The sequence below is a fragment of the Flavonifractor sp. An9 genome (genome assembly GCF_002161245.1).
In the GTDB taxonomy this organism is placed as follows: Bacteria; Bacillota; Clostridia; order Oscillospirales; family Oscillospiraceae; genus Flavonifractor; species Flavonifractor avicola.
Window position 1 is genome coordinate 26,014 of record NZ_NFHC01000018.1, and the last position, 21,168, is coordinate 47,181.

The 21,168-nt window shown below is 58.3% G+C and carries 19 protein-coding genes and 2 pseudogenes; 20 read left to right on the forward strand and 1 reads right to left on the reverse strand.

What is annotated here, in order from left to right; all coding sequences use genetic code 11:
- Window positions 1-4 precede the first annotated feature (4 nt).
- The 15 genes and pseudogenes from B5G40_RS11595 to B5G40_RS11665 form a co-directional block, all read left to right on the forward strand.
- Entirely contained in the window at window positions 5-847 is an 843-nt protein-coding gene (locus B5G40_RS11595; protein WP_087289484.1) for a DNA adenine methylase, read from the forward strand.
- Complete coding sequence (locus B5G40_RS11600; RefSeq protein ID WP_140394185.1) at window positions 828-1,370, forward strand: AbrB/MazE/SpoVT family DNA-binding domain-containing protein; 543 nt, start codon at window positions 828-830, stop codon at window positions 1,368-1,370. Before B5G40_RS11595 ends, B5G40_RS11600 begins: the two co-directional genes overlap by 20 nt.
- Complete coding sequence (locus B5G40_RS11605; RefSeq protein WP_242959414.1) at window positions 1,363-2,100, forward strand: DUF3849 domain-containing protein; 738 nt, start codon at window positions 1,363-1,365, stop codon at window positions 2,098-2,100. The genes B5G40_RS11600 and B5G40_RS11605 overlap by 8 nt, the downstream gene beginning before the upstream one ends.
- A gap of 14 nt (window positions 2,101-2,114) precedes the next feature.
- On the forward strand, window positions 2,115-2,762 hold the full coding sequence (locus B5G40_RS11610) for a hypothetical protein (RefSeq protein ID WP_087289486.1): 648 nt from the start codon (window positions 2,115-2,117) through the stop codon (window positions 2,760-2,762).
- On the forward strand, window positions 2,759-3,127 hold the full coding sequence (locus B5G40_RS11615; RefSeq protein WP_087289487.1) for a SpoVG family protein: 369 nt from the start codon (window positions 2,759-2,761) through the stop codon (window positions 3,125-3,127). The genes B5G40_RS11610 and B5G40_RS11615 overlap by 4 nt, the downstream gene beginning before the upstream one ends.
- 21 nt (window positions 3,128-3,148) lie before the next feature.
- Entirely contained in the window at window positions 3,149-4,072 is a 924-nt protein-coding gene (locus B5G40_RS11620) for a cell wall anchor protein (protein WP_087289488.1), read from the forward strand.
- Window positions 4,069-4,878, forward strand: a complete 810-nt coding sequence (locus B5G40_RS11625; protein ID WP_087399721.1) for a class D sortase — start codon at window positions 4,069-4,071, stop codon at window positions 4,876-4,878. Before B5G40_RS11620 ends, B5G40_RS11625 begins: the two co-directional genes overlap by 4 nt.
- Window positions 4,879-5,009: 131 nt before the next feature.
- Window positions 5,010-5,699 (forward strand): CAP domain-containing protein, encoded by a 690-nt coding sequence (locus B5G40_RS11630; RefSeq protein ID WP_087399722.1) that lies wholly within the window; start codon window positions 5,010-5,012, stop codon window positions 5,697-5,699.
- A gap of 268 nt (window positions 5,700-5,967) precedes the next feature.
- The gene (locus tag B5G40_RS11635) at window positions 5,968-11,559 is read left to right on the forward strand and encodes a SpaA isopeptide-forming pilin-related protein (protein ID WP_087399723.1); all 5,592 of its coding nucleotides are present in this window, start codon (window positions 5,968-5,970) and stop codon (window positions 11,557-11,559) included.
- A 169-nt stretch (window positions 11,560-11,728) separates the two neighbouring features.
- On the forward strand, window positions 11,729-12,187 hold the full coding sequence (locus B5G40_RS11640) for a hypothetical protein (RefSeq protein ID WP_087399724.1): 459 nt from the start codon (window positions 11,729-11,731) through the stop codon (window positions 12,185-12,187).
- A gap of 187 nt (window positions 12,188-12,374) precedes the next feature.
- Window positions 12,375-12,710 carry a DUF3852 domain-containing protein gene (locus B5G40_RS11645; protein ID WP_087399725.1) on the forward strand — a complete coding sequence of 112 codons (336 nt, stop codon included), beginning with the start codon at window positions 12,375-12,377 and terminating at the stop codon, window positions 12,708-12,710.
- An 11-nt stretch (window positions 12,711-12,721) separates the two neighbouring features.
- On the forward strand, window positions 12,722-13,192 hold the full coding sequence (locus B5G40_RS11650) for a hypothetical protein (RefSeq protein ID WP_087399726.1): 471 nt from the start codon (window positions 12,722-12,724) through the stop codon (window positions 13,190-13,192).
- Window positions 13,179-14,084 carry a conjugal transfer protein TrbL family protein gene (locus tag B5G40_RS11655; protein WP_087399727.1) on the forward strand — a complete coding sequence of 302 codons (906 nt, stop codon included), beginning with the start codon at window positions 13,179-13,181 and terminating at the stop codon, window positions 14,082-14,084. The genes B5G40_RS11650 and B5G40_RS11655 overlap by 14 nt, the downstream gene beginning before the upstream one ends.
- Window positions 14,085-14,107: 23 nt before the next feature.
- Window positions 14,108-14,746 (forward strand): annotated as a pseudogene (locus B5G40_RS11660) (DNA cytosine methyltransferase); the annotation flags it as partial.
- A 521-nt stretch (window positions 14,747-15,267) separates the two neighbouring features.
- Window positions 15,268-16,206 (forward strand): annotated as a pseudogene (locus B5G40_RS11665) (DNA cytosine methyltransferase); the annotation flags it as partial.
- Here B5G40_RS11665 and B5G40_RS11670 read toward each other — a convergent pair.
- A complete protein-coding gene (locus B5G40_RS11670; protein ID WP_087289495.1) occupies window positions 16,194-16,751 on the reverse strand; it encodes a DNA-3-methyladenine glycosylase I in 558 nt (185 codons plus the stop codon). The pseudogene B5G40_RS11665 and the gene B5G40_RS11670 sit on opposite strands and share 13 nt — an antisense overlap.
- 189 nt (window positions 16,752-16,940) lie before the next feature.
- Here B5G40_RS11670 and B5G40_RS11675 point away from each other — a divergent pair, with 189 nt between their 5' ends.
- From B5G40_RS11675 to B5G40_RS11695, 5 genes are all read left to right on the forward strand, one after another.
- Window positions 16,941-17,294: a hypothetical protein gene (locus B5G40_RS11675; RefSeq protein ID WP_087289496.1), complete on the forward strand. Its 354-nt coding sequence runs from the start codon at window positions 16,941-16,943 to the stop codon at window positions 17,292-17,294.
- Between the two features lie 66 nt (window positions 17,295-17,360).
- Window positions 17,361-17,627: a hypothetical protein gene (locus B5G40_RS11680; RefSeq protein WP_087289497.1), complete on the forward strand. Its 267-nt coding sequence runs from the start codon at window positions 17,361-17,363 to the stop codon at window positions 17,625-17,627.
- Window positions 17,628-17,673: 46 nt separating this feature from the next.
- A complete protein-coding gene (locus B5G40_RS11685) occupies window positions 17,674-18,207 on the forward strand; it encodes a hypothetical protein (RefSeq protein ID WP_242959415.1) in 534 nt (177 codons plus the stop codon).
- Complete coding sequence (locus tag B5G40_RS11690; protein WP_087289499.1) at window positions 18,200-20,047, forward strand: VirB4 family type IV secretion system protein; 1,848 nt, start codon at window positions 18,200-18,202, stop codon at window positions 20,045-20,047. The genes B5G40_RS11685 and B5G40_RS11690 overlap by 8 nt, the downstream gene beginning before the upstream one ends.
- A 35-nt stretch (window positions 20,048-20,082) precedes the next feature.
- On the forward strand, window positions 20,083-21,165 hold the full coding sequence (locus B5G40_RS11695; protein WP_087399728.1) for a M23 family metallopeptidase: 1,083 nt from the start codon (window positions 20,083-20,085) through the stop codon (window positions 21,163-21,165).
- Window positions 21,166-21,168 lie beyond the last annotated feature (3 nt).

Here is a 21,168-nt window from a genome sequence, read left to right on the forward strand (position 1 = left end):
TTTTATGAGCTGGGTGGGCGGGAAGAAAGCTCTCCGGGAGGAAGTAGTGAAGCGATTTCCCCTGTTCTATGAGCGGTATGTGGAGGTGTTCGGAGGCGGCGGCTGGGTGCTGTTTCATAAAGCCCCCGGCAACGACTTCGAGGTCTACAACGACTACAACGGCCTCCTCGCCAATCTGTACCGCTGTGTGCGGGACAAGCCGGATCTGTTGATCAACGCTCTGAAATATGTCCTCAATTCCAGAGAGGACTTCGACCGGGCGCGCCTGGCTCTGCGCCGCAAGCGCACCACAGATATTCAGCGGGCAGCCTGGTTTTATCAAGTCATCCGCCAGAGCTACGCCGCCGCTCTCACCAGCTTTGCCAGCCAGCCTCACGATATGTGGAGCAACTTCCCGCTCATTGAGCAGGCCCACCGACGGCTGGCGGATGTGGTGGTGGAAAACCAAGACTTCCAAACACTGATCCGGCACTATGACCGCCCAGTGACCTTCTTCTACTGCGACCCGCCCTACCACGCTACAGAGGGGTATTACCAGAACATCGGTGAGGACGGCTTCACGGAACGGGACCACATCCGCCTGCGGGATGCCCTGCTGTCCATGGAAGGCAAGTTCCTGCTGTCCTACAACGACGACGCCTTCATCCGAGGGCTGTACGATGCCCCCGGCATCCAGATCGAGCCGGTGACCCGGCTGAACAACATTCGACAGCGATACGACCCTAACTGCCAATTTTCCGAGCTGCTCATCGCCAACTATGACATGGCGGAGCGCGCTCATGCCACAACACAAATCAATCTGTTTGACTTTCAGAAGGGAGAATTTGATGAAACCTATGTATTTTAAGCTCTACCACAATCCTGAGAACAAGACCCTGACGATCCCCCGCGCTGCCCTCCAGCTCTCCGGCCTTGCGGACGCGGAGGAGCTGATCCTCCACACAGGCGGCGGATATGTCCTGGCGGCACGGAATGCATTGAGTACCCTGGAATGCCTGCACCTTCTCCAGTTCCTCACCTCCACTGCCGCATCTCTGCTCCTCCAGCTGGCGGTATTCAGCCAGGAAGGGGCGGAATTTCCCGAGTGTGAGGACACCATTGACGAGGAAGATGAAATGGACGATCCCGGTCTGACCATCCCCGCCTGTCTACTGGAACTGGCCGGACTGGATGATGCAGACAGCCTGGAGGCCGTTGCGGAGGATGGCCGGGTGATCGTATCCAAGGCAGAAGATGATGACCCCAGCGAGCACAGGGAGGAAGACCCGTTGCAGGAGTTCGACGAGGGCTTCCGCTCCATGCTCCAGGAGGGCCATGTGGATCTGGACGCCCTCCGGCGGCAGCTGCGCCGGGAGGAAGATCATGCGTGAGACGTACCTCTATCCCTATTCCGCAGAGGAAGCCTGCCGACGGGGAGAACAGTCTCTATGGCGGGCCAGTTACCTGGAGAACATTGACTGCAAAGATGCCATTCAGAAAGCCGTACGACAGCACTACGACGGCGCCCATCTGGACAAGGAATGCCTGACGGGGGTGCTTCAAGAGTTCGGCTATAAGCGGACAGCTTGGGTGCTGGCCAACACGGTTCAGCAATTGGAATGGGGTGGCCAGTACAGTTCCGAGAATAAAGCATGGGCCAGTCAAATCTATATCCCACCAGATAAACTCCACAATCTAAGCTTTGTGGTGCCAACCCGCTCCGCTGTACTGGATGGAGTGGTGGACCAATACCGCACGGCATATCAGGCGCTGGGACTCTTCGGTCCTGACCAGTGCGAGCCAAGCTCCTTTGAAGAACTGGACTACGAAGGAAAGGTGCTGGTACTCTCCCCAGATACCCTGAAGGAGTCCTATTGGAACGCCCGTGCCCAGCTCTGGTACGCCCATGACGGATTTGGCTGTAGCCCCAAAGCCATTGGACGCTCTGTCCGCTGTACCTGTCTGGGGGACGGAGAGATGACCCGCTGGAACCGAACGGACTTTATCGGTGCGCTGAAGGACGAATTCCTTCCGGAGTGGGCAAAGGAAAAGCTGATGGAGCTGAAAGGACAGGAACAGAACAACGACTCCCCCGCGATGGGCGGGATGACCATGAAATGAGGTGATTGATAGACATGAACATTTCCTATTACACCATTGACGATCTGCGCCTGCCCCCCAAGCGATCTCTGCGAAAGGGCCGGAGCGTGGAGCAGTATTCCACACTGGAGGAGGCTCTGGCCCGCTACCAATCCCTGCCTGCTGCCGGGATCAGAGTGCTGGGGCTCACAGACGGAATCCATGTCCTGGAGCTGGTAAAGTGCCTGCCCCTGTTCCCGGACGATCAGGAAGGAGAAGATGTGCTGGCCTCGGACTACAGCTGCTTTCCCCTCTGGACCCAGGAGCCAGAGGCCGCCAATGCCACTCACGTCTGTATCACAGCCATGGGCCTGCGCTATCGCATCAAAGGCAATGTGATTGAGCCCATTCCATCCCCGGAGGGTCTGCCGCAGGACCTTCAGGGGAAATTTTTATGGCTGAATCTGTCCGGCGAGGCCCAGTCCGCTATCCGCCAGGTCTATGTGGCCGGGACAGGCTGGGTATCTCCCGGCATTCTGAACCGCAAAACCGAGCCGATGCCCTTAGTGCTGAAATATCGAGCCGATGGGATCAACGAGCAGGGCGCCTACCTCTCCCTGGAGGTAGAACCCTGGGAGTATGACCGGATAGCCATCCACACCCTGGAACGGCTGAAAAAAGAGAAAGGGAGAAGTGAGCGATGAAACAGACTATCAACCATCAGAACCCCAATTTTGAGCAGCTGCCCATGCAGATCAACGTGAAGATCTACCGTCCCAGCGTCAAGGGCCCCATCCTGGCAGACGCCTCGGTCAACCTGAACGGGTGCTTCGCCATCCGCGGGGTCCAGGTGAAGGAGGGCAGAAACGGCCCCTTCGTCTCCATGCCCAGCCGCCAGGTCAAAGGCGAATATCGGGACATCTGTTTCCCCTGCACCCCGGAATTCAAACAGTCCTTCGACCAGGCCGTTTTGGACGCCTACCGGATGGAGCTGGATCAGGGACTCAACCAGCACCATAACGAGGCCCAGGAGCAAAACAGCCCCGAGATGGACGGCATGTCGATGTGACAGGAAGGAGAGAAAGCTGATATGAAACGAAAACTCGCACTCTGTGCCGCGGTCCTGTGCCTGACCATGGCACTGTCCCCCTCCGCCTTCGCCGCGGAGTCGGTTGTGATTTCCCAGTCATCTGCGCCCCCGGAGGTCTGCTACCCCACCTCCGTGTCCCGGAATGAGGATGGCACAGAGATCCGCAAGTATTATGACCTGGGGCCGGAGGAGAACCCCGCCGGCATTCCCCGGTCTGATTTCGAGCAGGATGGATTCCATTATACCCTCATTGATCTGCTCCGGCAGGAACTGCCGGAGAACGAGAGCCGTCAGCACACAGAGACCGTCTCTCTGGAGAGCAAAAGCAAGGACATGGAGTCCGTGCTGGCCCTGCTCCCCCAGGAAAAAGAGTTTATCACCGAGGACGGTCTCTCCGGTGTGCTGACCCTCCAGTTGGACACCGTCCAGGTGGAAGTGGCCGGGTACGGGAGCTCTACCAGGGAGGTGTCTGCCACCAGGAGCTACCCCAATCTGGCCAGCCAGGATACCGCCAACATCCCCAAGACCATCGAGGACAATGGCCGCACCCTGACTCTCCAGAACATCAGCTGGCAGACGGACAACACCGCCAATACAGACGGCTACGCCATGGGAGACCGCTTTACGGCAGTCGCCACCTACACCGGCAGTGCCACCAGCAGCTATGTGACCGGCTACACGGTCACCGCCGATTACAGCGGTACTGTCAGCCGGATCGCCCTGAATAAGACCCGCTATGTGGCCATCTTCGAGGGCACAGCCATAGAGCCGCTGGCGCCGCTCCCTGATTCGGGCAGCAGTCCAGTCCAGTTTAACTGGGCCTATATCCTGGTGCCGCTGGGTGTGGTATTCGCTGCGGGCGGCGTCATTGGCGGATGCCTGCTCTACAAACGGAAGCATGAGAGTGAGGAGGAAACCGAATGAAAAAATTGTGTGCGTTTCTCTGCCTGATGTGCCTGACCGCCGCCTTGACAGTTCCCGCGAGCGCGGCGGGACCTCTGGAGTATTCCATCGACGCACCGGGCGATCCGGACTACGGCACCCCCACCTCCTTCGAGCCGGTTGCCACGGCAGACGGCGGGGCCAGGAAGAACGAGGACGTCAGTAAAAACGCCGCCCTGATCCCGCCTGGATTTGGTACCGCCAGCGCCGATGCCCTGAACACCGGGACGCCCCTCACCCCCAACCTGGCCCCCGGCTCCATACCCGCCACCGGCGCGGCGGTCAACGGCACCTCCGCCCCGGTCTTTGTCCCCGGAAGTACGATCCCCACTGTGAATACCCCTGCTGACCCGGAAACATCTGCTCCCTCCACCGGCTACACCGAAGTGACAAGCGACCTCTATTACTCTGGCGGCCACCTGGGAACGCTGAAGATCCCGGCCATCGGTTTAACTGTGAAGGTCTATGAGGGCACGGACAGCAAAACCCTGGCCAAGGGTGCCGGTCACTTCGAGGAAACCTCTATTTGGCGCGGAAATATTGCGGTGGCGGCGCACAACAGGGGCACCAACAACCATTTTGGGAAGATCCATACCCTGGAGCTGGGGGATGAGATCACCCTGACCACCAAGCTGGGGACCCGCACCTATGAGGTGGTGTCCGTTTCTAAAGTCTTGGAGACCGACCGAAGCGGCCTCGCCGCCACCACGGAAAACATGATCACCCTCTACACCTGTGTGATGAACCAGAGAGACTACCGCTGGTGCGTCAAGGCAGTGGAAATTTAGTTGATCTGCTTTGTTTTCCCCTCTGAATTTCTACATGCAGGCGCTCTTATTTCTATCGACTTCCGTCCGCTCTTCCGGTATTGTGTGCTTGCAGAAAGCTGCAATTCCAGACAATAAGGAGGAGCGAAGTCATGAGCAGAAAGAAAAATATCCTGCTGGCATCCACATGTATCGTGCTGGGGATGGCCCTGGCCGGTCCTGCGTCGCACGCGGCGGAGGAGATTCTGACGGCGGTCCGCAGCACTCACCAGTTCTATCTGGATGGGGAACAGATCCAGTTGGAGGCGTACCTCATTAACGGCAATAACTATGTGAAATTGGCAGATGTGGGCGAGGCCCTGGACTTCAACGTCTATTGGGATGACGCGGTGCGGATCGAGAGCGGTGCACCCTACACCGGCCGCGCCTCGGAACAGGTGTCCGACCTGGAGCAGACGCGCCAGGATATCGCCGCGCTGGTCAATCAGGTGCGGCGTGAACACGGGCTCCCGGAGCTGGCTGTTGACCAGCGGCTGATGACTGCTGCCCAGGAGCTCTCTGGGAGGAAATACACCTGGCACCACAATCAGGAGGAGTGCGAGGCAGTGGCAAGAGCCGGATATCCCTATGGATTCCGCTCCAATCTCACAGTATTCACCGGAGCCGCCGCCTCAGATATTGCTCAGCAGGCGGTGGAGAACTGGGTGAACTCCCCCGGACACCTGCAGGCGATGCTTACACCCAATGCGGACAGCCTCGGCGTAGGCGTCACCGTGGCACAGGGGGTCACCTATTGCTGCCTGTTCCTGGGTGACCCCACCACCTACAACCCCTACGGATAACCGCAGATCCAGCGGTACGGCCCCTCCCAAACAGGAGGGGCCGCTCTTTTTTCCAAAATTCAGAAGAAACGGAGATGAAGCCCATGAATTAAGCCGCTCCTATCCGGAGCAAGGACCGTTCTCCCGCAGCAGATGGGGGAGAAACCGACAAGACTTTGAATATCGGAACTGGAACAGGCCGTAGGGATACAGCACCCACGGCCTGTTTGTGTTCTGCCGGAATGCCCTGTCCCTTCGGCCCTTCCTTTTCCGAGGAAAGGAAAAGAACATGAAGAAACAGACGCATTCTCTGCCTGCCCGGATCCTCTCCATGCTGTTGGCGCTGGTGTGTATCCTGGGTCTGCTCCCCGGAGCGGCCCTGGCCGCCAGCCCGGACTCCATTGTCATGGAGGACTGCACCCATAACGGTGTCCACTATGAGTCGGCAGCCCTCGACACCTGCTGGCTCCACCAGATGAAATTTGACTACAACGGCGATACTGTCACAGGCTTTTGCGCCGACCACGGGGGCGGCATGGGCTGGTCGCTGGAGGGACACGAGTGGAATAACCCACAGCCCATCAGCGATCCTACCGTCAAGACCATGATGGCGTATTATTACGCCCACAGCCGCGGCATTTTTACAGACCAGGCTCATGCCCTGGGTGTGGATGAGGTCTGGGGCAGTGACTATACCTGGACCATGAACGCCTGGGTGCAGGCTATCATCTGGCGCCATGAGCAGAAGACGCTTGCCGCTGATCCCGTGGCTGCCTGCGCAGAGGAGCTGATGTATGTCTACAACAATCTGGAGCACACCAGCTACACCAGCATTGACGATGTCGTAGACGGGACCTCTCTCCGGGACCGCGCCCAGTATATTCTCGATTTGGGCGCTCAGGGCGTCTGGGGCGACTGCGAAGTTTTTGAATATACCTACGCCGGCCCCGGCTCCACACAGCATCCGGCCTATGACGTCCAGGGGATCATCATCGGTAATCTCACCGTCACCCATGAGCAGTATGAGCTGACCGTGAAAAAGGTGGACGCCACCAACCCCAGCAAGGGGCTCCCCGGCGCCCGGTTTCTCATTCAGAATGCCAATGGGACCTACTCCAAGGAGGTCGTGACCGGGGCGGACGGGACCTACACCCTCTCCCCCCTGGATGCAAATACCTATTCCGTCACGGAACTGGAGGCCCCGGAGGGGTACCAAATCGACAACCCCGGCCCCCAGTATGTGGTCCTGCCCAATGAAAACGGCAAAACGGTCACGGTCACCTTCACGGACACCCCCGAGATCACCGGCGAGGGATCCATCCGCAAGGTGGATGCGGACGATCCCACCAAGGGGCTGGCCGGCGCCGTCATCCGTATCGACGGTGTGGATAACAGCTTTACCGGCACCTACACCACCGGCGCAGGCGGCTATCTGGAGGATGTCCCCTGGGACACCATGCCCATCGGCTCCTTCGTGGCAACGGAGGTCACCCCGCCCACTGGCTACACCACCAGCAGCGATCCCAACAAAGTCCGCCAGGAGTTCTACTGGGACGGCAAAAGCGATGTGGATCTGGTCTTTGAAAATGATGCCAAGGTCAAGATCGAACTGCTGAAGGTGGACGATTCGGACAGCCCCATCGAGGGTGCTGTCTTCAATATCCTGAAGGACGGCCAGATCATCGGATCGGAGGCCACGGACGCCTCCGGCATCATCACCGTCACCGGCATCACTGAGGGCCTGTATGCCTTCGTAGAGGTCTCTGTCCCTGCGCCTTTTGCCCGGCTGACGGAGCCGGTGGTCGTCCATGTGGATCAGGCGGATATTGACGGCGGCGGCACGATCTCCGTCACCGCGGTGGACCACGAGCTCCCCAATCTTACCATCCTCAAGCGGGACGGGCAGACCGGGGAAGTGGTTCCCGGCGCGGTGTTCGAGGTGAAGGGCATCCACCATGGCTACCACACGGACGTGACCACTGGGCCGGACGGGACAGCTACCCTCACCGGCCTTCCTGTGGACAGCTATGAGGTGACCGAGGTATCCGTCCCAGACCCTTATGTGGTGGCAGCAGAGCCGACCCAAACCATCTGGCTGGGCCCTGGTGATGATCAGCAGCTCATCTTCGACAATCTGAAGCAGCCCCAGCTCACCATCGCCAAAGTGGATGCCGCGGACTCCACCACCCCTATCCCCGGCACCGTGTTCCGCATCGAGGGTGTGGACAGCGACTACCTAAACACCGTGACCACCGGGCAGGATGGCACCGTCACCCTGCGAGTGGCTCCCGGCACCTTCCGGGTCACAGAGCTGTCTGTCCCGGCCCCTTATTATCTGCCGGACAAGGACGCGGACCGGGAGCAGACCATCTCCCTGAATGCAGGGGATGAGAAAAAGCTGGTCTTTGAAAACCACAAAGCCCCGGAGCTGACCATCTACAAGGTGGACTCTGTCGCCGGCGCTCCTGTGGAGGGGGCGCGTTTCCATGTGACCTACACCTCCACCGGCGAGGCTGCCGACGCACCTGAGTCCTACGACTTCGGCGAGATCACCACCGATGCCAGCGGCGAGATCAAGCTCCATGAGCAGGGCCAGCGTTTGTACCCCGGTGAGTTCACCATCGAGGAGGTGGCGCCCGCCCCTGGATTCCAGCTCAAGGAACCCACCAAGCAGACAGTTATCCTCCACGGCGGCGAGAGCAAGACGGTGCAATTTGAAAATGTGCCGCTCAATGCCATCATTGTGGAGAAATATGACAGCGTCACCGGCGAAGCCCTGGCCGGAGCTACCTTCCAATTGAGGTTCCTTGGCGGCACCAGCGGAACAGGCGGTACCATCATTGGTCAGAAAGTGACCGGAAAAAACGGCACCGCCATCTGGACCGGCCTCACCGCGGGCACCTATATTCTGGAGGAGGTAGACCCGGCAGACGGATACAGCATCATCCAGAGCTCCGAGATCGTCTATTTGGCGGACAGCGGTGAGCAGTCGGTCATTACAGTGCGCTTCGAGAATATGCCGGACGGAAACCTGCTGATCCGCAAGGTCTGCGCCACCAATCCCAGCGTGACCCTGCCCAATGCGGAATTTAAAATCGTATATGCGGACGGTACCCTCATTGGGGACTCCAATGGCGTCTACCGGACGGACGAAAACGGCGAGATCTTGATCGAGGGTCTCCAGCCCGGAAAGAGCGTGGTGGTGACGGAGACCCAGGCCCCTCCGGGATTCCTCATTGATACCCAGTCTCAGACAGTGCAGATCAAAGAGGGCAGAACGGTCAGCCTAACTTTCAAGAACCAGCCCAAAGGTGAGCTGATCATCCAGAAGCGGGACAGCGCCACGGGTCAGCCTCTTGCTGGTGCAGAGTTCAGAGTAACGACAGCCGCCGGCTGCGAGGTTGGGCTGGACGGCGTCATCGGTGACTCCACCCTCACGCAGAATGGCATTTTCATCACCAATTCCGCAGGCGAGATCCACATCACCAATCTGGCACCCGGCGCATATGTCATTTCTGAAATCAAGGCCCCCCAGGGGTACGTCATGGATCAGGCATCCACCAATGTGGTCATCGGGGAGGGCGGCGACACCCAGACGGTGGTCATCACCAACTCCAAGGCCGGGTCCTTGGTCATCGATAAGCGGGATTCCCTGACGGGAGAGCCCCTGGAGGGGGTCACCTTCAAAGTGACCACCAGCACCGGCGAGTATGTACCCGACGAAAACGGCTACATCTCCAGTAACGGCCTCTATAAGACCGACAAGGATGGCAAGATCCAGATCGATGGAGTGGTAGGTACCTTGGTGGTCACTGAAACAGCCACCATCCCCGGATATTCCATTGACCCCGCTACCCAGACCCAGACAGTCCAGGTCAACCCCAACGACACGCAGACGCTGACCTTCTACAACACCCCCAGCACCACCCTGATCATTGAAAAGTATATCGAGGGCACCACCACGCCCTTGGAGGGTGTGACTTTCCTGGTGACCGATTCCAGCGGCGCGGTGGTGGGCCCCTCCAACGGCGAGTACATCACCGACGAGAACGGCCGCATCGTCATCACGGATCTGGAGCCGGGCACTACTGTCACCGCGCGAGAGGTCAAGGCCCTGGAGGGCTACGTCCTGGACACAGCCCCCAAGTCCATTGAGATCAAGGCGGGCGAGGTACAGACTTTGCGCTTTTATAATGAGGCAAAGGGAACCCTTGTGATCCGGAAACTGGACTCTGTGACCCATGAGCCTCTTGCCGGCGTGGAGTTTGAACTGACCTACGCCGAGGGCGGCTATGTAGACGACGCCAACGGCCACCTGTCCAGCAAGGGCCTCTACAAGACCAATGAAAATGGTGAGATCATGATTTCCGGCGTCACCGGCACCATCGTGGTCAAAGAGACCCAGACGATCCCTGGATACACTATCGACCCGGCTGGCCAGAGTCAGACCGTCGTCGTCAACCCCGCGGACACCCAGACGTTGACCTTCTACAACCAGCCCATCGGAGGCGTGGAGATCATCAAGGTCAACGAGGCAGATCGAACAGAACGCATCCCCAACACCACTTTTGAGATCCGCAAGGTGGACGATGAACTCATCGACACCGTTACCACCGGCAAGGATGGCCGCGTCTTTGTCTCTCTGGAGGATGGAGCCTACTACGCCGTGGAGACCGAGGCGGCAGAGGGCTTCCAGGTGGATCCCACACCCCACTATTTCGAGGTGGAGGACGGCAAGACCGTCTCCCTGACGGTGACCAACAAGGCCTTCAGCGGCATCCTGATCCACAAGGTCGACGCGGACACCCGTGAGGGCATCTACGGTGTGACCTTCCTCCTCTATGACAGCAATAAGAACCCCATCGGCCAGTACACCTCGGATGATCGCGGCTATGTCTACATCGACGACCTGCCCAGCTCCGGCCGCTACTACCTGCGGGAGCTGGAGAATGAAGGCTACATCGTGGATGAGCAGCTCAAGACCGTCTATGTCACGGACGGCACCACCACGGAGATTGTCTGGGAGAATACCGCCATCACCGGCCAGATTCAGATCACCAAAACCAGCGCGGACTACAACTCCATGAACGGCTGGCCCGCTGGAACGCCCATTCCCAACACGGAGTTCGAAATCTACAACGCCCGAACCGGCAACTTGGTGGATACCATCAAGACAGACAAGAACGGCGTTGCCTCCTCCCGGCCTCTGCCTCTGGGCCGGTACAAGGTCGTGGAATCCAAGGCAGCGGACTTTTACGGCCTGGATCAGACGCCCATCGAGGTGGAGATCGAGTACGCCGGCCAGATCGTCAAGGCGGCCATGACCAACAAGAGCCTCTACACCAATGTCTCCATCAAGAAGACTGGCTATGTGGAGGTCATGCCCGGCCAGCAGATCCGCTATGATTTCAGCGGCATCGGCAACAACTCCACCACAAGTCTGACCTCCTTCTACTGGCGCGACACCCTGCCTACCCAGGCGGTGCGGCTGGACAAGATCGTCACCGGCACCTATAACGTTCCTGGAAACTACAAGGTGGTCTATAAGACCAATCTGAATCCCAACTACCGGACCATGTACGACAACCTGAGCACCCAGCAGAACTATGTGCTGGATGCCTCTCCCGCCGCTCTGGGGCTGGCCTCCAATGAGGTCATCACCGAGTTCATGGTAGTGTTTGGGGTGGTACCCGCCAACTTCCGGCAGGTAGAGGCCCCGCAGGTGTACTGCAATGTGGTCTCCTGGCTCACTGGAGGCACCCAGTTCGTCAACCAGGCGGACGTGGGCGGCATCTACAACGGTCAGTGGATCATGGCCACCTCCCGCTGGGTGACCAAGGTCTACAAGCCCGCGGAGCCCCTGCCTCGCACTGGCTACTAAACAGTATCCCTATCACATGATCCAGAGGGCCGTCCCACGGGACGGCCCTCCATTCCTTTCAATGGGAGGATAACAATCATGAAGCGCAAATATTGCCGTTCCCGCCCTGAGCATAGTGCCGGCCACCGATTATGTCTGAGACATCATCGGAATTTGGGGAGAAAAGAGCATGCGGAAAGAAGAATTTGATTTTCGGGTTCGCCTCCTGCTTCCCCAGGTGTCCGAAACCGCTCTGGAAGGCTACACCCAACTGGCAGAGGATCCGGAAGTCGAGGAGACAATGGGCCGTTCCACTTTTTATGATTCTCTGTATGTGGATCTGGCCCTGGTCAAACGGGATCATGGTGAAGCTATCGCAACAGACCTCTTTAATTATGCGGAAACCTATACCTTCAACCCGTTCGAGCTCAGAGGCGCGGCCAGACTGATTGCGGATGGGTGGAAAATCCCCGAAATTGCGAATCACATGATCGAGCATGGAGGCGAGGAACCCTTCTGTGAGTATACGCCGGAGGAGGAAATGGAATCTGAGGCGCTCCTATGGCTTTTTCAAAATAAGGCGAAAACTTTTGGAGACTTGTGTCTGCCTGATCCGCCCCCGCAAGAGCAAAGTATGGAAATGGGGTGAGGTTCTATCTTTGTCCTGGGAATTTTGTGGCATCTACCATCATGAGTAACTTCATCGACTCGTTTTACGGCCAGGTGGTCTTCGAACTCCCCGGCTGCTAAGCGGCATTTAGGCATCTATATCACACGACCAGGAAGGGCGTCTCATAGGACGGCCTTCCATTCTTTTCAACAGGAGGAAAACAATTATGAAGCGCAAGCGTATTTTTCAGATGTTTCTCGTTGTTCTCGCCCTGGCCTTGTGTCTCTGCGTACCTGCTTTTGCTGCGGGCGGGGATGTAGCCGGCGCGGTGGAACAGACCTGGACGGACGCCTCCAGCCAGATCAAGACCGTGGTGGACAATGTGGTCTTTCCCGCTTTGAGCATGGTGCTGGCTATCGCCTTCTTCGCTAAACTTGCCATGGCGTACTTTGATTACCGCAAGCACGGCCAGTTCGAATGGGCAGGGCCCGTTATTTTGTTTGTCTGCCTGGTCTTCGTCCTGCTGGCCCCCAACTACATCTGGGGCATCATCGGGATTTAAGGGAGGATGCCATGCAGAGAGAAGAATTTGAAACTCGGATCCGAGAATTGCTGCCTGGCTCCTCCGAAATTGCCCTGGCAACCGTCACCACATATGCCGAGGAGCCGGATGAGCTGGCGATTGAACTATCTGACGGGGCTGGGCATTTCTATGATGCCTTCTATGTGAATCTGGCATTGGTTAGGCGGGACTACGGGGAGGATATTGCACAAAGCATATTCAACCACGGGGAACGGTATCTCTTCTACCCCTCGGAGCTGCGCGCTGTGGCAAGGCTGGTTGCGTCGGGCAGCTCTATGGAACAAATTATGGACTGCATCGAGACCTTCGGATGTGTGGTCACGAATGCCGAGAGCGCAGAGTCTCAGGAGATTCTGTCCCGGTTTCAAAACGGAGAGAGAAATCCTTGCGCTGCCCCTTTCCACCCCGCTCACAGAGACCTGCGGCATGGAAATGGGGTGAGGCGCTATCTTTATTCTTGATTTTGTGGCGTCCACTGTTATGGACAACCTCATCGACTGGTTTTATGGCCAGGTGGTAGGCTTTCTTGGAAACTTCTTTGCCGAGATGGGCAACATGGGCGTGGAGCTTTTCGACCTGGACTGGGTGCAGGCCATCGTCTTGTTTTTCTCCCAGTTGGGCTGGGCCCTGTTCGGCGTGAGTCTGGTGGTTTGTATTTTTGAATGTGGGATCGACTATACCACTGGCCGGGCCAATATCAAGGACACCGCCCTGAACATTCTGAAAGGGTTTCTGTCGGTATGCCTGTTTACCACCGTCCCGGTGCGGCTCTACTCCCTGTCGGTGACCCTACAGGGGACCTTTGCCTCCGGGCTCACCGGCTATGGGTCCAGCATCGGGACGGTGGGCCAGCAGATCATCGAGGATCTCAACGGAGTGGAGAGTGTTACAGAGATGACAGGCGCCGCGGGGGGCTTCGGATTGGGCGTCATTACCAGTCCCATCATGATCATCTTCTGCGTCATTCTCATGGCCTATGCGGTGATCAAGGTGTTCTTCTCCAATCTCAAGCGGGGCGGCATCCTGCTCATTCAGATTGCCGTGGGGAGCCTGTACATGTTCAGCATCCCCAGAGGCTACACAGATGGCTTTATCCAGTGGATCAAGCAGGTCATCGGCCTGTGCCTGACCGCCTTCCTGCAATCCACAATTTTGGTGGCGGGCCTTATGGTGTTCAAAGACCACGCCTTGCTGGGTCTGGGTCTCATGCTCTCTGCCAATGAGGTGCCCCGAATCGCAGGCACATTCGGTCTGGACACTACCACCAGGGCCAATATCATGAGCGCAGTCTATACCGCTCAGGCCGCCGTCAACACCACCAGGACAATCGTGCAGGCGGTGGCATCAAAATGAGCAATGTGGAGCTTACGACGGCGATGACCATGGGGAGCCTGTTTGACGGTATCGGCGGTTTTCCCCTGGCCGCTGCCCGTTTCGGCATCAACACCGTCTGGGCAAGCGAGATCGAGGCATTTCCAATAGAAGTCACCCTACGGCGTTTCCCCAGTATGGCCCACAAGGGGGATATCACCAAGCTGAGCGGGAAATTGCTGTTCCCCGTGGATATCATCTGCGGAGGCAGCCCATGTCAAGATCTCTCTGTCGCCGGAGCGAGGGCCGGATTATCCGGCGCCCGCTCCGGCCTTTTTATGGAGCAGATCCGCATCATCAAGGAGATGCGCACGGCAGAGCGGGAACGCGGCCGCACCGGAGTACAGATCCGCCCCCGGTATATGGCATGGGAGAACGTGCCTGGTGCTTTCAGCAGCGGATCACCAAAAGGTGAGGATTTTCGCATCGTGCTGGAGGAGATCCTGCGGGTCTATGACGGAAGCGCAACGATCCCCAGGCCATTTCCCTATCCATGGCATGACGCGGGAGAGATCCGGGTGGAGGGTGCCTTCTCACTGGCTTGGCGCTGTCTGGACGCACAGTTCTGGGGCGTCGCACAGCGGCGTAAGCGCATTTATTTGATCGCTGATTTTGCGGGAATGACCGCGCCGAAGATCCTGTTCGATCTCCTTAACAGCTCGAATGGGACGGAGAGAACGCCGGAAAAGGAGGAGATGATTTTGGTGTGAAGTATCACCTTGGATCAGAGGAGCAGTTGACTTTGCCCGGACTGGCTGATCAAGAGGAGCGTGTCCCGGCTGTACCGTCTCTCAAGAGAAAGGCGCCGGCAAAACCGGCGTCAGAGCTGGCCGCGATCCCGTATTTGGTTTTAGACCTGTCTTGCGGCCATGTGGATCTGTTCGGCAGTCACTATTGGGAACTTCGCTCCCCCTATCGGGAGGGGGAGCTGTTCCTCAATACCGGCCCCGCGCCTCGTGAGCCGGTTCGCACATCCCTGTCTGATATTCTGGAGCCCACTCCGGCACAAAAATATTACCTGTCGCAGACGGCCTGCCTGGGGATCCTGCGCCGGGCGAAGGAGCGCGGCAAAGAGTTGCCGCACCAGTTGAAGGCGGCACTGACGGCACAGGCGGGATTAGCCAGACAGGTTAAGAAACTGGAATTTACCCCTGGAGAACTCGCTGTTGCTTTTGCCGCAAATCAAAGAGACGAGGTGCGCGACCTCCATGATGTGGCCGGAGCCCTCAGCGCCCAGCCAGGGATGAAACAGCAGACCTTTGTAGCTGGGTTTTCCGCAGGGGCAGGGGCAAGCGCCGGCAGCATCGCTTATTCAGAGCAGATAGCCCCAACGCTGAAGGGCAGCGCCAGCGGCAACTGTATGCCCTCCATCCTCTGCCTCAACGACCAGGGCGGAAGCGTCATGGATTGTTCAGAGGACGTGTCCGGCACCCTGCGGGCCCAGGAGCACGGACACCAGCCGCTTGTCTTTGACAACCACGGCCAGGATACCCGCTTTTGTGGACCTGTGGACTGTGCCCAGACTATATCCGCCAGCTTTGGGGAGGGCGGAAACAATCAGCCCCTTGTCTACGAAAACCACGGTATCGACGCCCGGTACACCGGGCCGCACCCCGTGGTGCCCACACTGTCTGCCCGTGCCGGTACCGGCGGGAATAACCTGCCCTTAGTGGAACAGGATCCAGCGGAGACTTTCTGCATCACCGGCAATGCCATTGACCGCCAGCCCCAAAACGGCGGCAACGGGATCGGCTATCAGGAGGACGTCTCCTACACCCTGACCGCCACGGATCACCATGCGGTATTTTCCCGGCAGCGTGCAGACAAGTTTTCTCCCAGTGATGTGGCATCCACAGAGAGTGCGCGCCAGTACAAGGACGCGACAGACCTGATCCATCAGGCCGCAGGAACAGGACCGCCTCAGCTGATCCGCCGCCTCACGCCGCTGGAGTGTGAACGCCTCCAAGGTTTTCCGGATGGGTGGACGGATCTCCCTGGCGCCTCTGACTCCGCCCGGTATCGGGCTTTAGGAAACAGCGTGGCCATTCCGTGTGTGGAATTCATCATGCAGGGCGTTATCATTGCCGCAGGCTACTCTGCGTGACTGGGATGGCAGAAACAGGCCAGCTCATGGTCATTCACCACGCCCACCGCTTGGAGGAAGGAATAAATGATGGTCGTTCCCACGAACTTCATCCCCCGGCGTTTCAGATCCTTGGAGATTTTGTCGGACAGATCGGTACTGGTGTGAAAAACATCATCCGTATTCAAAATGACTTTCCCATCCGTAAAGCCCCAGAGATAGCGGTCAAAAGAGCCAAACTCCTTCTGGATGGCAAGGAACACCCCAGCATTTTGGATGGCGGCCTGGATCTTGGCCCGGTTGCGGACAATCCCGGCGTCGGCCATCAGAGCCTCCACCTTCTCTGGGCCGTATCCGGCCACCACTGCCGGTTCAAAGCTGTCAAAGGCGGTACGAAACGCCTCCCGTTTTTTCAAAATGGTGAGCCAGGAGAGGCCCGCCTGGAACCCTTCCAGGGTCAGCATCTCAAAGAGTTTTCGGTCATCATGCTCCGGACGGCCCCACTCTCTGTCGTGGTAAGCAAGATAGATCTCTGAATTGGGATCTGCCCAGCGGCACCGCACCATATCCTCCGCCTCCCCTTAAAATGATACCCTGATTATACCTGACCTGCCGGCGGATAGCCACCAAAAGTTTTGCGGTGGGGCTTGTCCATTACGCTTGCGTTTACACAATTTCTTTGTTGCTTTCTGTGAATAGCTATTCCATAGAGCTTTCGATATACTTGCCTTGCCATCCAGAAAGGGGGAGTCACCATGGCGGAAGAAAAACGAAACCTCTGTGCGCAAATACCTATCAGCCTGCACAGCCGTGTCCGACAGGAGCAGGAGGCGTCCGGCCAGACCCTGAGCGAGTACATGACCCAACTCATCATAGAATTTTATCAAATGAAAGAGGGGTACCAGAACATGAATCTTAATACGAAAACAATCGCCTTCCAGGTGCCGGTGGAGCTGTTTGAGGAGTTCAAAGCCTATCTCCAGCGGAACAACTTCAAACAAAAGGAATTCTTCCTGGGCTGTATCCAGAGTGCCTTGGCGGAGGAGCGAGACGCAGATGAGGCGTCCGGCTCTGAACCGGAACCGCAGGAGACGGATCAAACAGAATAATAGCACAAAGACGCGCCGCCGGTCCTCCGGCGGCGTATGCTTTTTCAGATAGAAATGAGGTCATCTATGTTTATCTATCCAGACAATCTGAAGGCCAAAGCCACCCTGTGGCTGTGGGAGCTGCGGGACGTGGCCATCATCGGGGTGGGGTTTCTCTTCTCTGTCTTGGCCATTGCCCAGACAGGTATCCTGCTCCCCTTGGTGGTCACCGTCCTCTATGCCTTTCTGAGCATCCGGCTGGAGGGCTCCAGTATCCTGGACTTCCTTCGCTATGCTGTATGCTTTTTGATATTGAAACAGCAGTATTACGAATGGGGGGAAACCATTGAATAGACAACAGAAGAAGGAACTGCGGCAGAGGCAAACCTCTCGGCAACTCATGGGGATCCGCCAGCTCACCGACCACGGCGCCAAAACCGCCGGCGGGGAGCTGGTCTTTTTTATGGTCAAGCCGGATAATCTGTCCGTCCTGTCCGGCGAGGGAATCCGCAGCCGGGTCAAAAATCTGACGGATCTCCTGTGCGGCACCCAGGAGGTTCGCCTGCTGGCCCTGGACTCCCGTGAGTCCTTCCAGCGCAACAAGGACTGGTACCGCCAGCGGCTGGAGACAGAGGAGCTCCCGGCTATCCGGGAACTCCTGCGGCAGGACGCCGCCCACCTGGACGAGATCCAGGCCGCCACCGCCTCGGCCCGGGAGTTTGCCCTGGTCTATCGCCTGGATCAGCAGGAGTCCGGCGAGGACATCAGCCGCCTGCGGCAGATGGAGCAGGCCCTGCGGGATCTGGGATTCCATGCACGTCTTGCCTCGGAGCAGGACGTCAAGCGCCTGCTGGCGGTATATTATCAGCAGGACGTGACCACGGAATGGTTTGAGAACTGCGACGGAGAGAGGTGGGTGATGGAAAATGCCTAAGAAAATACAGAAGAAAAAGAAGAACAAAACAGAGCCGCGGGTTCAGGAGACACGGCCCAAGGATTTCCTGGACCTTATCGCCCCCGCTGCCGTGAAGTTCAACACGGATCACTATATCTGTGGCAGCATGTACCACTGCACCCTGGCCCTGCGTAGCTACCCCGCCACCACGGAGGAGCTGGCCCTGCTCCGCCATCTGGGGGAGAAAAGCGGCGTCACCCTGAGCATCTATACCAGACAGGTGACCGCCGCCGAGGAAAATGGCATCCTCCACAACGCGGAGAACAAGAACCGCATGGCCCGGAGCAGCACCAACAGCATGAAAGCGGCCGTCACCGCCGAGGGCAACCTCCAGGATGTGGCGGAGCTCATCGCCGCCATGCGGAAGAACCGGGAGCCTCTGGTACACTGCGCGGTGTACATCGACCTGGCAGCCCGTGACCCGGAGAGCCTGCGCCGGCTCCGGGAGGAGGTGACGGCGGAGCTGGTGCGGAGCAAGCTGGGGACCGACCAGCTCCTGCTGCGCCAACAGGACGGATTCCTCTCATCCAACCCCATGGGCCGCAACACTTTCAGGAGCCAGTATGAGCGTGTCATGCCCGCCAGCTCGGTGGCCAATCTATACCCCTTCAACTACTCCGGCAAGACCGATCCCCACGGATTCTACATTGGGCGGGACCGCTACGGCTCCAACATCATCGTGGATCTGGACCGGCGGGCGGAGGACAAGACCACCGCCAGCGCCCTCATCCTGGGCAACTCTGGCCAGGGCAAGAGCTATCTCCTGAAACTCCTGCTGTGCAGCATCCTGGAGGCCGGGAAGTCCGCCATCTGCCTGGACCCGGAGCATGAGCTCATTGATCTCTGTTCCCACCTGGGCGGATGCTTCATCGACCTGATGAGCGGCCAGTACCGCATCAATCCCCTGGAGCCCAAGGTGTGGGATGTGGGCGGCGAGGGGGAACCGGAGCCGGACACCCCCCTTGCCTTCCGCCAGAAGACCCGCCTGAGCCAGCACATCTCCTTCCTGAAAGACTTTTTCCGCTCCTACAAGGATTTCGCGGACCGGCACATCGACACCATCGAGCTGATGCTGGAGCGGCTGTACCGGAGCTTTGGGCTGAACGACCACACGGACTTCTCCACCCTGACACCAACGGACTATCCCATCCTCTCCGACCTCTATGACGTCATCGAGGACGCATACCAGCACTACGACCGGGAGGAAAACCCGCTATACCCCAAAGAACTGCTGCGGGAGATCCTGCTGGGCCTCCACTCCATGTGCCGGGGGGCAGAGAGCAAGTTCTTCAACGGGCCGACAAATATCACCAGCTTCCGTTTCCTGGTCTTCGGCGTGAAGGGGCTGCTCCAGGCCAACAGCAGTGTGAAGAACGCCATGCTGTTTAACGTGCTCTCTTTCTTCAGCGACAAGCTGCTCACCGAGGGGAACACCGTGGCCACGCTGGACGAGCTGTACATCTGGCTGAGCAATCTCACCGCCGTGGAGTATATCCGCAACAGCCTGAAGCGTGTCCGCAAAAAGGAGTCCGCCCTGATTCTGGCGTCGCAAAATCTGGAGGACTTCGACCAACCGGGCATCCGGGAGCTGACTCGCCCCCTCTTCGCTATCCCCACCCATCAGTTCCTGTTCAACGCCGGCAGTGTGGATAAGCGGTTTTATATGGACAACCTTCAGCTGGAGCCTTCGGAGTTCGAGCTGATCCGATATCCCCAGCGGGGTGTCTGCCTCTACAAGTGCGGCAATGAGCGATACCTATTGGAAGTTCACGCCCCGCCTTATAAGGAAAAACTGTTCGGAACAGCGGGAGGACGGTAGTCGCAGCACGGAGATCAAGGAGGTGATGATACCGCATGAGCGCAACTGCCGTGGCCGCGATCAAAGCGGCCATTCTTGCTCTGACAGACGAGAGCACTCGGAAGAAGATCGGCTGGGTGCTGGTGGCCATCCTTTCCCCCATCATCTTGGTCGTGGCCCTGATCTGCTCTATATTCTCCTCCACTTCTCAGCACAACGTGTCCACCGTGGAGCTGTGCTTCCACGGCGGGACCATCTCCGCCAGCGCCACCCCGGAGTACCGGCAGTTTATTTTGGAGATGCGGGAAAGTTTTAGTATGCTGGACAGCATGGTGGAGGAGATCAACAGCTTGCTGGAAGATGGGGAAAGCCTTGACGCCAACCGGGTCAAGGCCATTTTTTATGTTCTGTATTTCGGCGCCCAGCAGCCGGACGAGGTGGGGCTCCAGTCCTTTGTGGACTGCTTTGTGACCTACACCGAGGGGATCCGGACGGTCATTGACACAGACCAAGAGGGCAACGAGGTGGAAGTCGAGGAGACCTATCAGATCCCGCACTTGGTGGATGACCTGTCCCAAATCTATGAGCGGATCGGCGAGGCGACGGGAGTCACGGCCACTCCAAGCCACCAGGCAAACGCCGACAACATCTACAACCTAATCGTCTACGGCTCCCCCGGCGGATCCAGCGGCGGCTGGTTTCCCGGAGCGGACGTGCCGTTTATTGGGGTGGACGGGTTCTGCTCCCCCATCGGGGCTGGCTGGGAGTCGGTGGTGACCTCGGAGTTCGGATACCGCAGCGACCCGTTTACCGGCGAGACCAGGGGGCACACCGGCATGGATCTGGCGGTGCCTACGGGCACGCCCATCCGGGCCGCACTGCCCGGCACCGTCACTGTGTCCCAGTACAATAGCAGCTACGGCTACTATGTGATGATCGACCACGGGAATGGTCTCTCCACCTTGTATGGCCACAACTCACAACTGCTGGCCCAGGTGGGTCAGACGGTAGAGGCCGGAGACATCATTTCTCTCTCCGGTTCCACCGGGCGGTCCACAGGGCCCCACCTCCACTTCGAGGTGCGTGCCAACGGGGAGCGGACAAATCCAAGATATTATTTATCGACGTCAGGAGGATGACAA

Bases quoted from the DNA above. Each gene is read 5' to 3' on its own strand.
- B5G40_RS11595 (WP_087289484.1), top strand. From the start codon at position 5: ATGAGCTGGGTGGGCGGGAAGAAAGCTCTCCGGGAGGAAGTAGTGAAG.
- B5G40_RS11600 (WP_140394185.1), top strand. From the start codon at position 828: ATGAAACCTATGTATTTTAAGCTCTACCACAATCCTGAGAACAAGACC.
- B5G40_RS11605 (WP_242959414.1), top strand. From the start codon at position 1,363: ATGCGTGAGACGTACCTCTATCCCTATTCCGCAGAGGAAGCCTGCCGA.
- B5G40_RS11610 (WP_087289486.1), top strand. From the start codon at position 2,115: ATGAACATTTCCTATTACACCATTGACGATCTGCGCCTGCCCCCCAAG.
- B5G40_RS11615 (WP_087289487.1), top strand. From the start codon at position 2,759: ATGAAACAGACTATCAACCATCAGAACCCCAATTTTGAGCAGCTGCCC.
- B5G40_RS11620 (WP_087289488.1), top strand. From the start codon at position 3,149: ATGAAACGAAAACTCGCACTCTGTGCCGCGGTCCTGTGCCTGACCATG.
- B5G40_RS11625 (WP_087399721.1), top strand. From the start codon at position 4,069: ATGAAAAAATTGTGTGCGTTTCTCTGCCTGATGTGCCTGACCGCCGCC.
- B5G40_RS11630 (WP_087399722.1), top strand. From the start codon at position 5,010: ATGAGCAGAAAGAAAAATATCCTGCTGGCATCCACATGTATCGTGCTG.
- B5G40_RS11635 (WP_087399723.1), top strand. From the start codon at position 5,968: ATGAAGAAACAGACGCATTCTCTGCCTGCCCGGATCCTCTCCATGCTG.
- B5G40_RS11640 (WP_087399724.1), top strand. From the start codon at position 11,729: ATGCGGAAAGAAGAATTTGATTTTCGGGTTCGCCTCCTGCTTCCCCAG.
- B5G40_RS11645 (WP_087399725.1), top strand. From the start codon at position 12,375: ATGAAGCGCAAGCGTATTTTTCAGATGTTTCTCGTTGTTCTCGCCCTG.
- B5G40_RS11650 (WP_087399726.1), top strand. From the start codon at position 12,722: ATGCAGAGAGAAGAATTTGAAACTCGGATCCGAGAATTGCTGCCTGGC.
- B5G40_RS11670 (WP_087289495.1), bottom strand. From the start codon at position 16,751: ATGGTGCGGTGCCGCTGGGCAGATCCCAATTCAGAGATCTATCTTGCT.
- B5G40_RS11675 (WP_087289496.1), top strand. From the start codon at position 16,941: ATGGCGGAAGAAAAACGAAACCTCTGTGCGCAAATACCTATCAGCCTG.
- B5G40_RS11680 (WP_087289497.1), top strand. From the start codon at position 17,361: ATGTTTATCTATCCAGACAATCTGAAGGCCAAAGCCACCCTGTGGCTG.
- B5G40_RS11685 (WP_242959415.1), top strand. From the start codon at position 17,674: ATGGGGATCCGCCAGCTCACCGACCACGGCGCCAAAACCGCCGGCGGG.
- B5G40_RS11690 (WP_087289499.1), top strand. From the start codon at position 18,200: ATGCCTAAGAAAATACAGAAGAAAAAGAAGAACAAAACAGAGCCGCGG.
- B5G40_RS11695 (WP_087399728.1), top strand. From the start codon at position 20,083: ATGAGCGCAACTGCCGTGGCCGCGATCAAAGCGGCCATTCTTGCTCTG.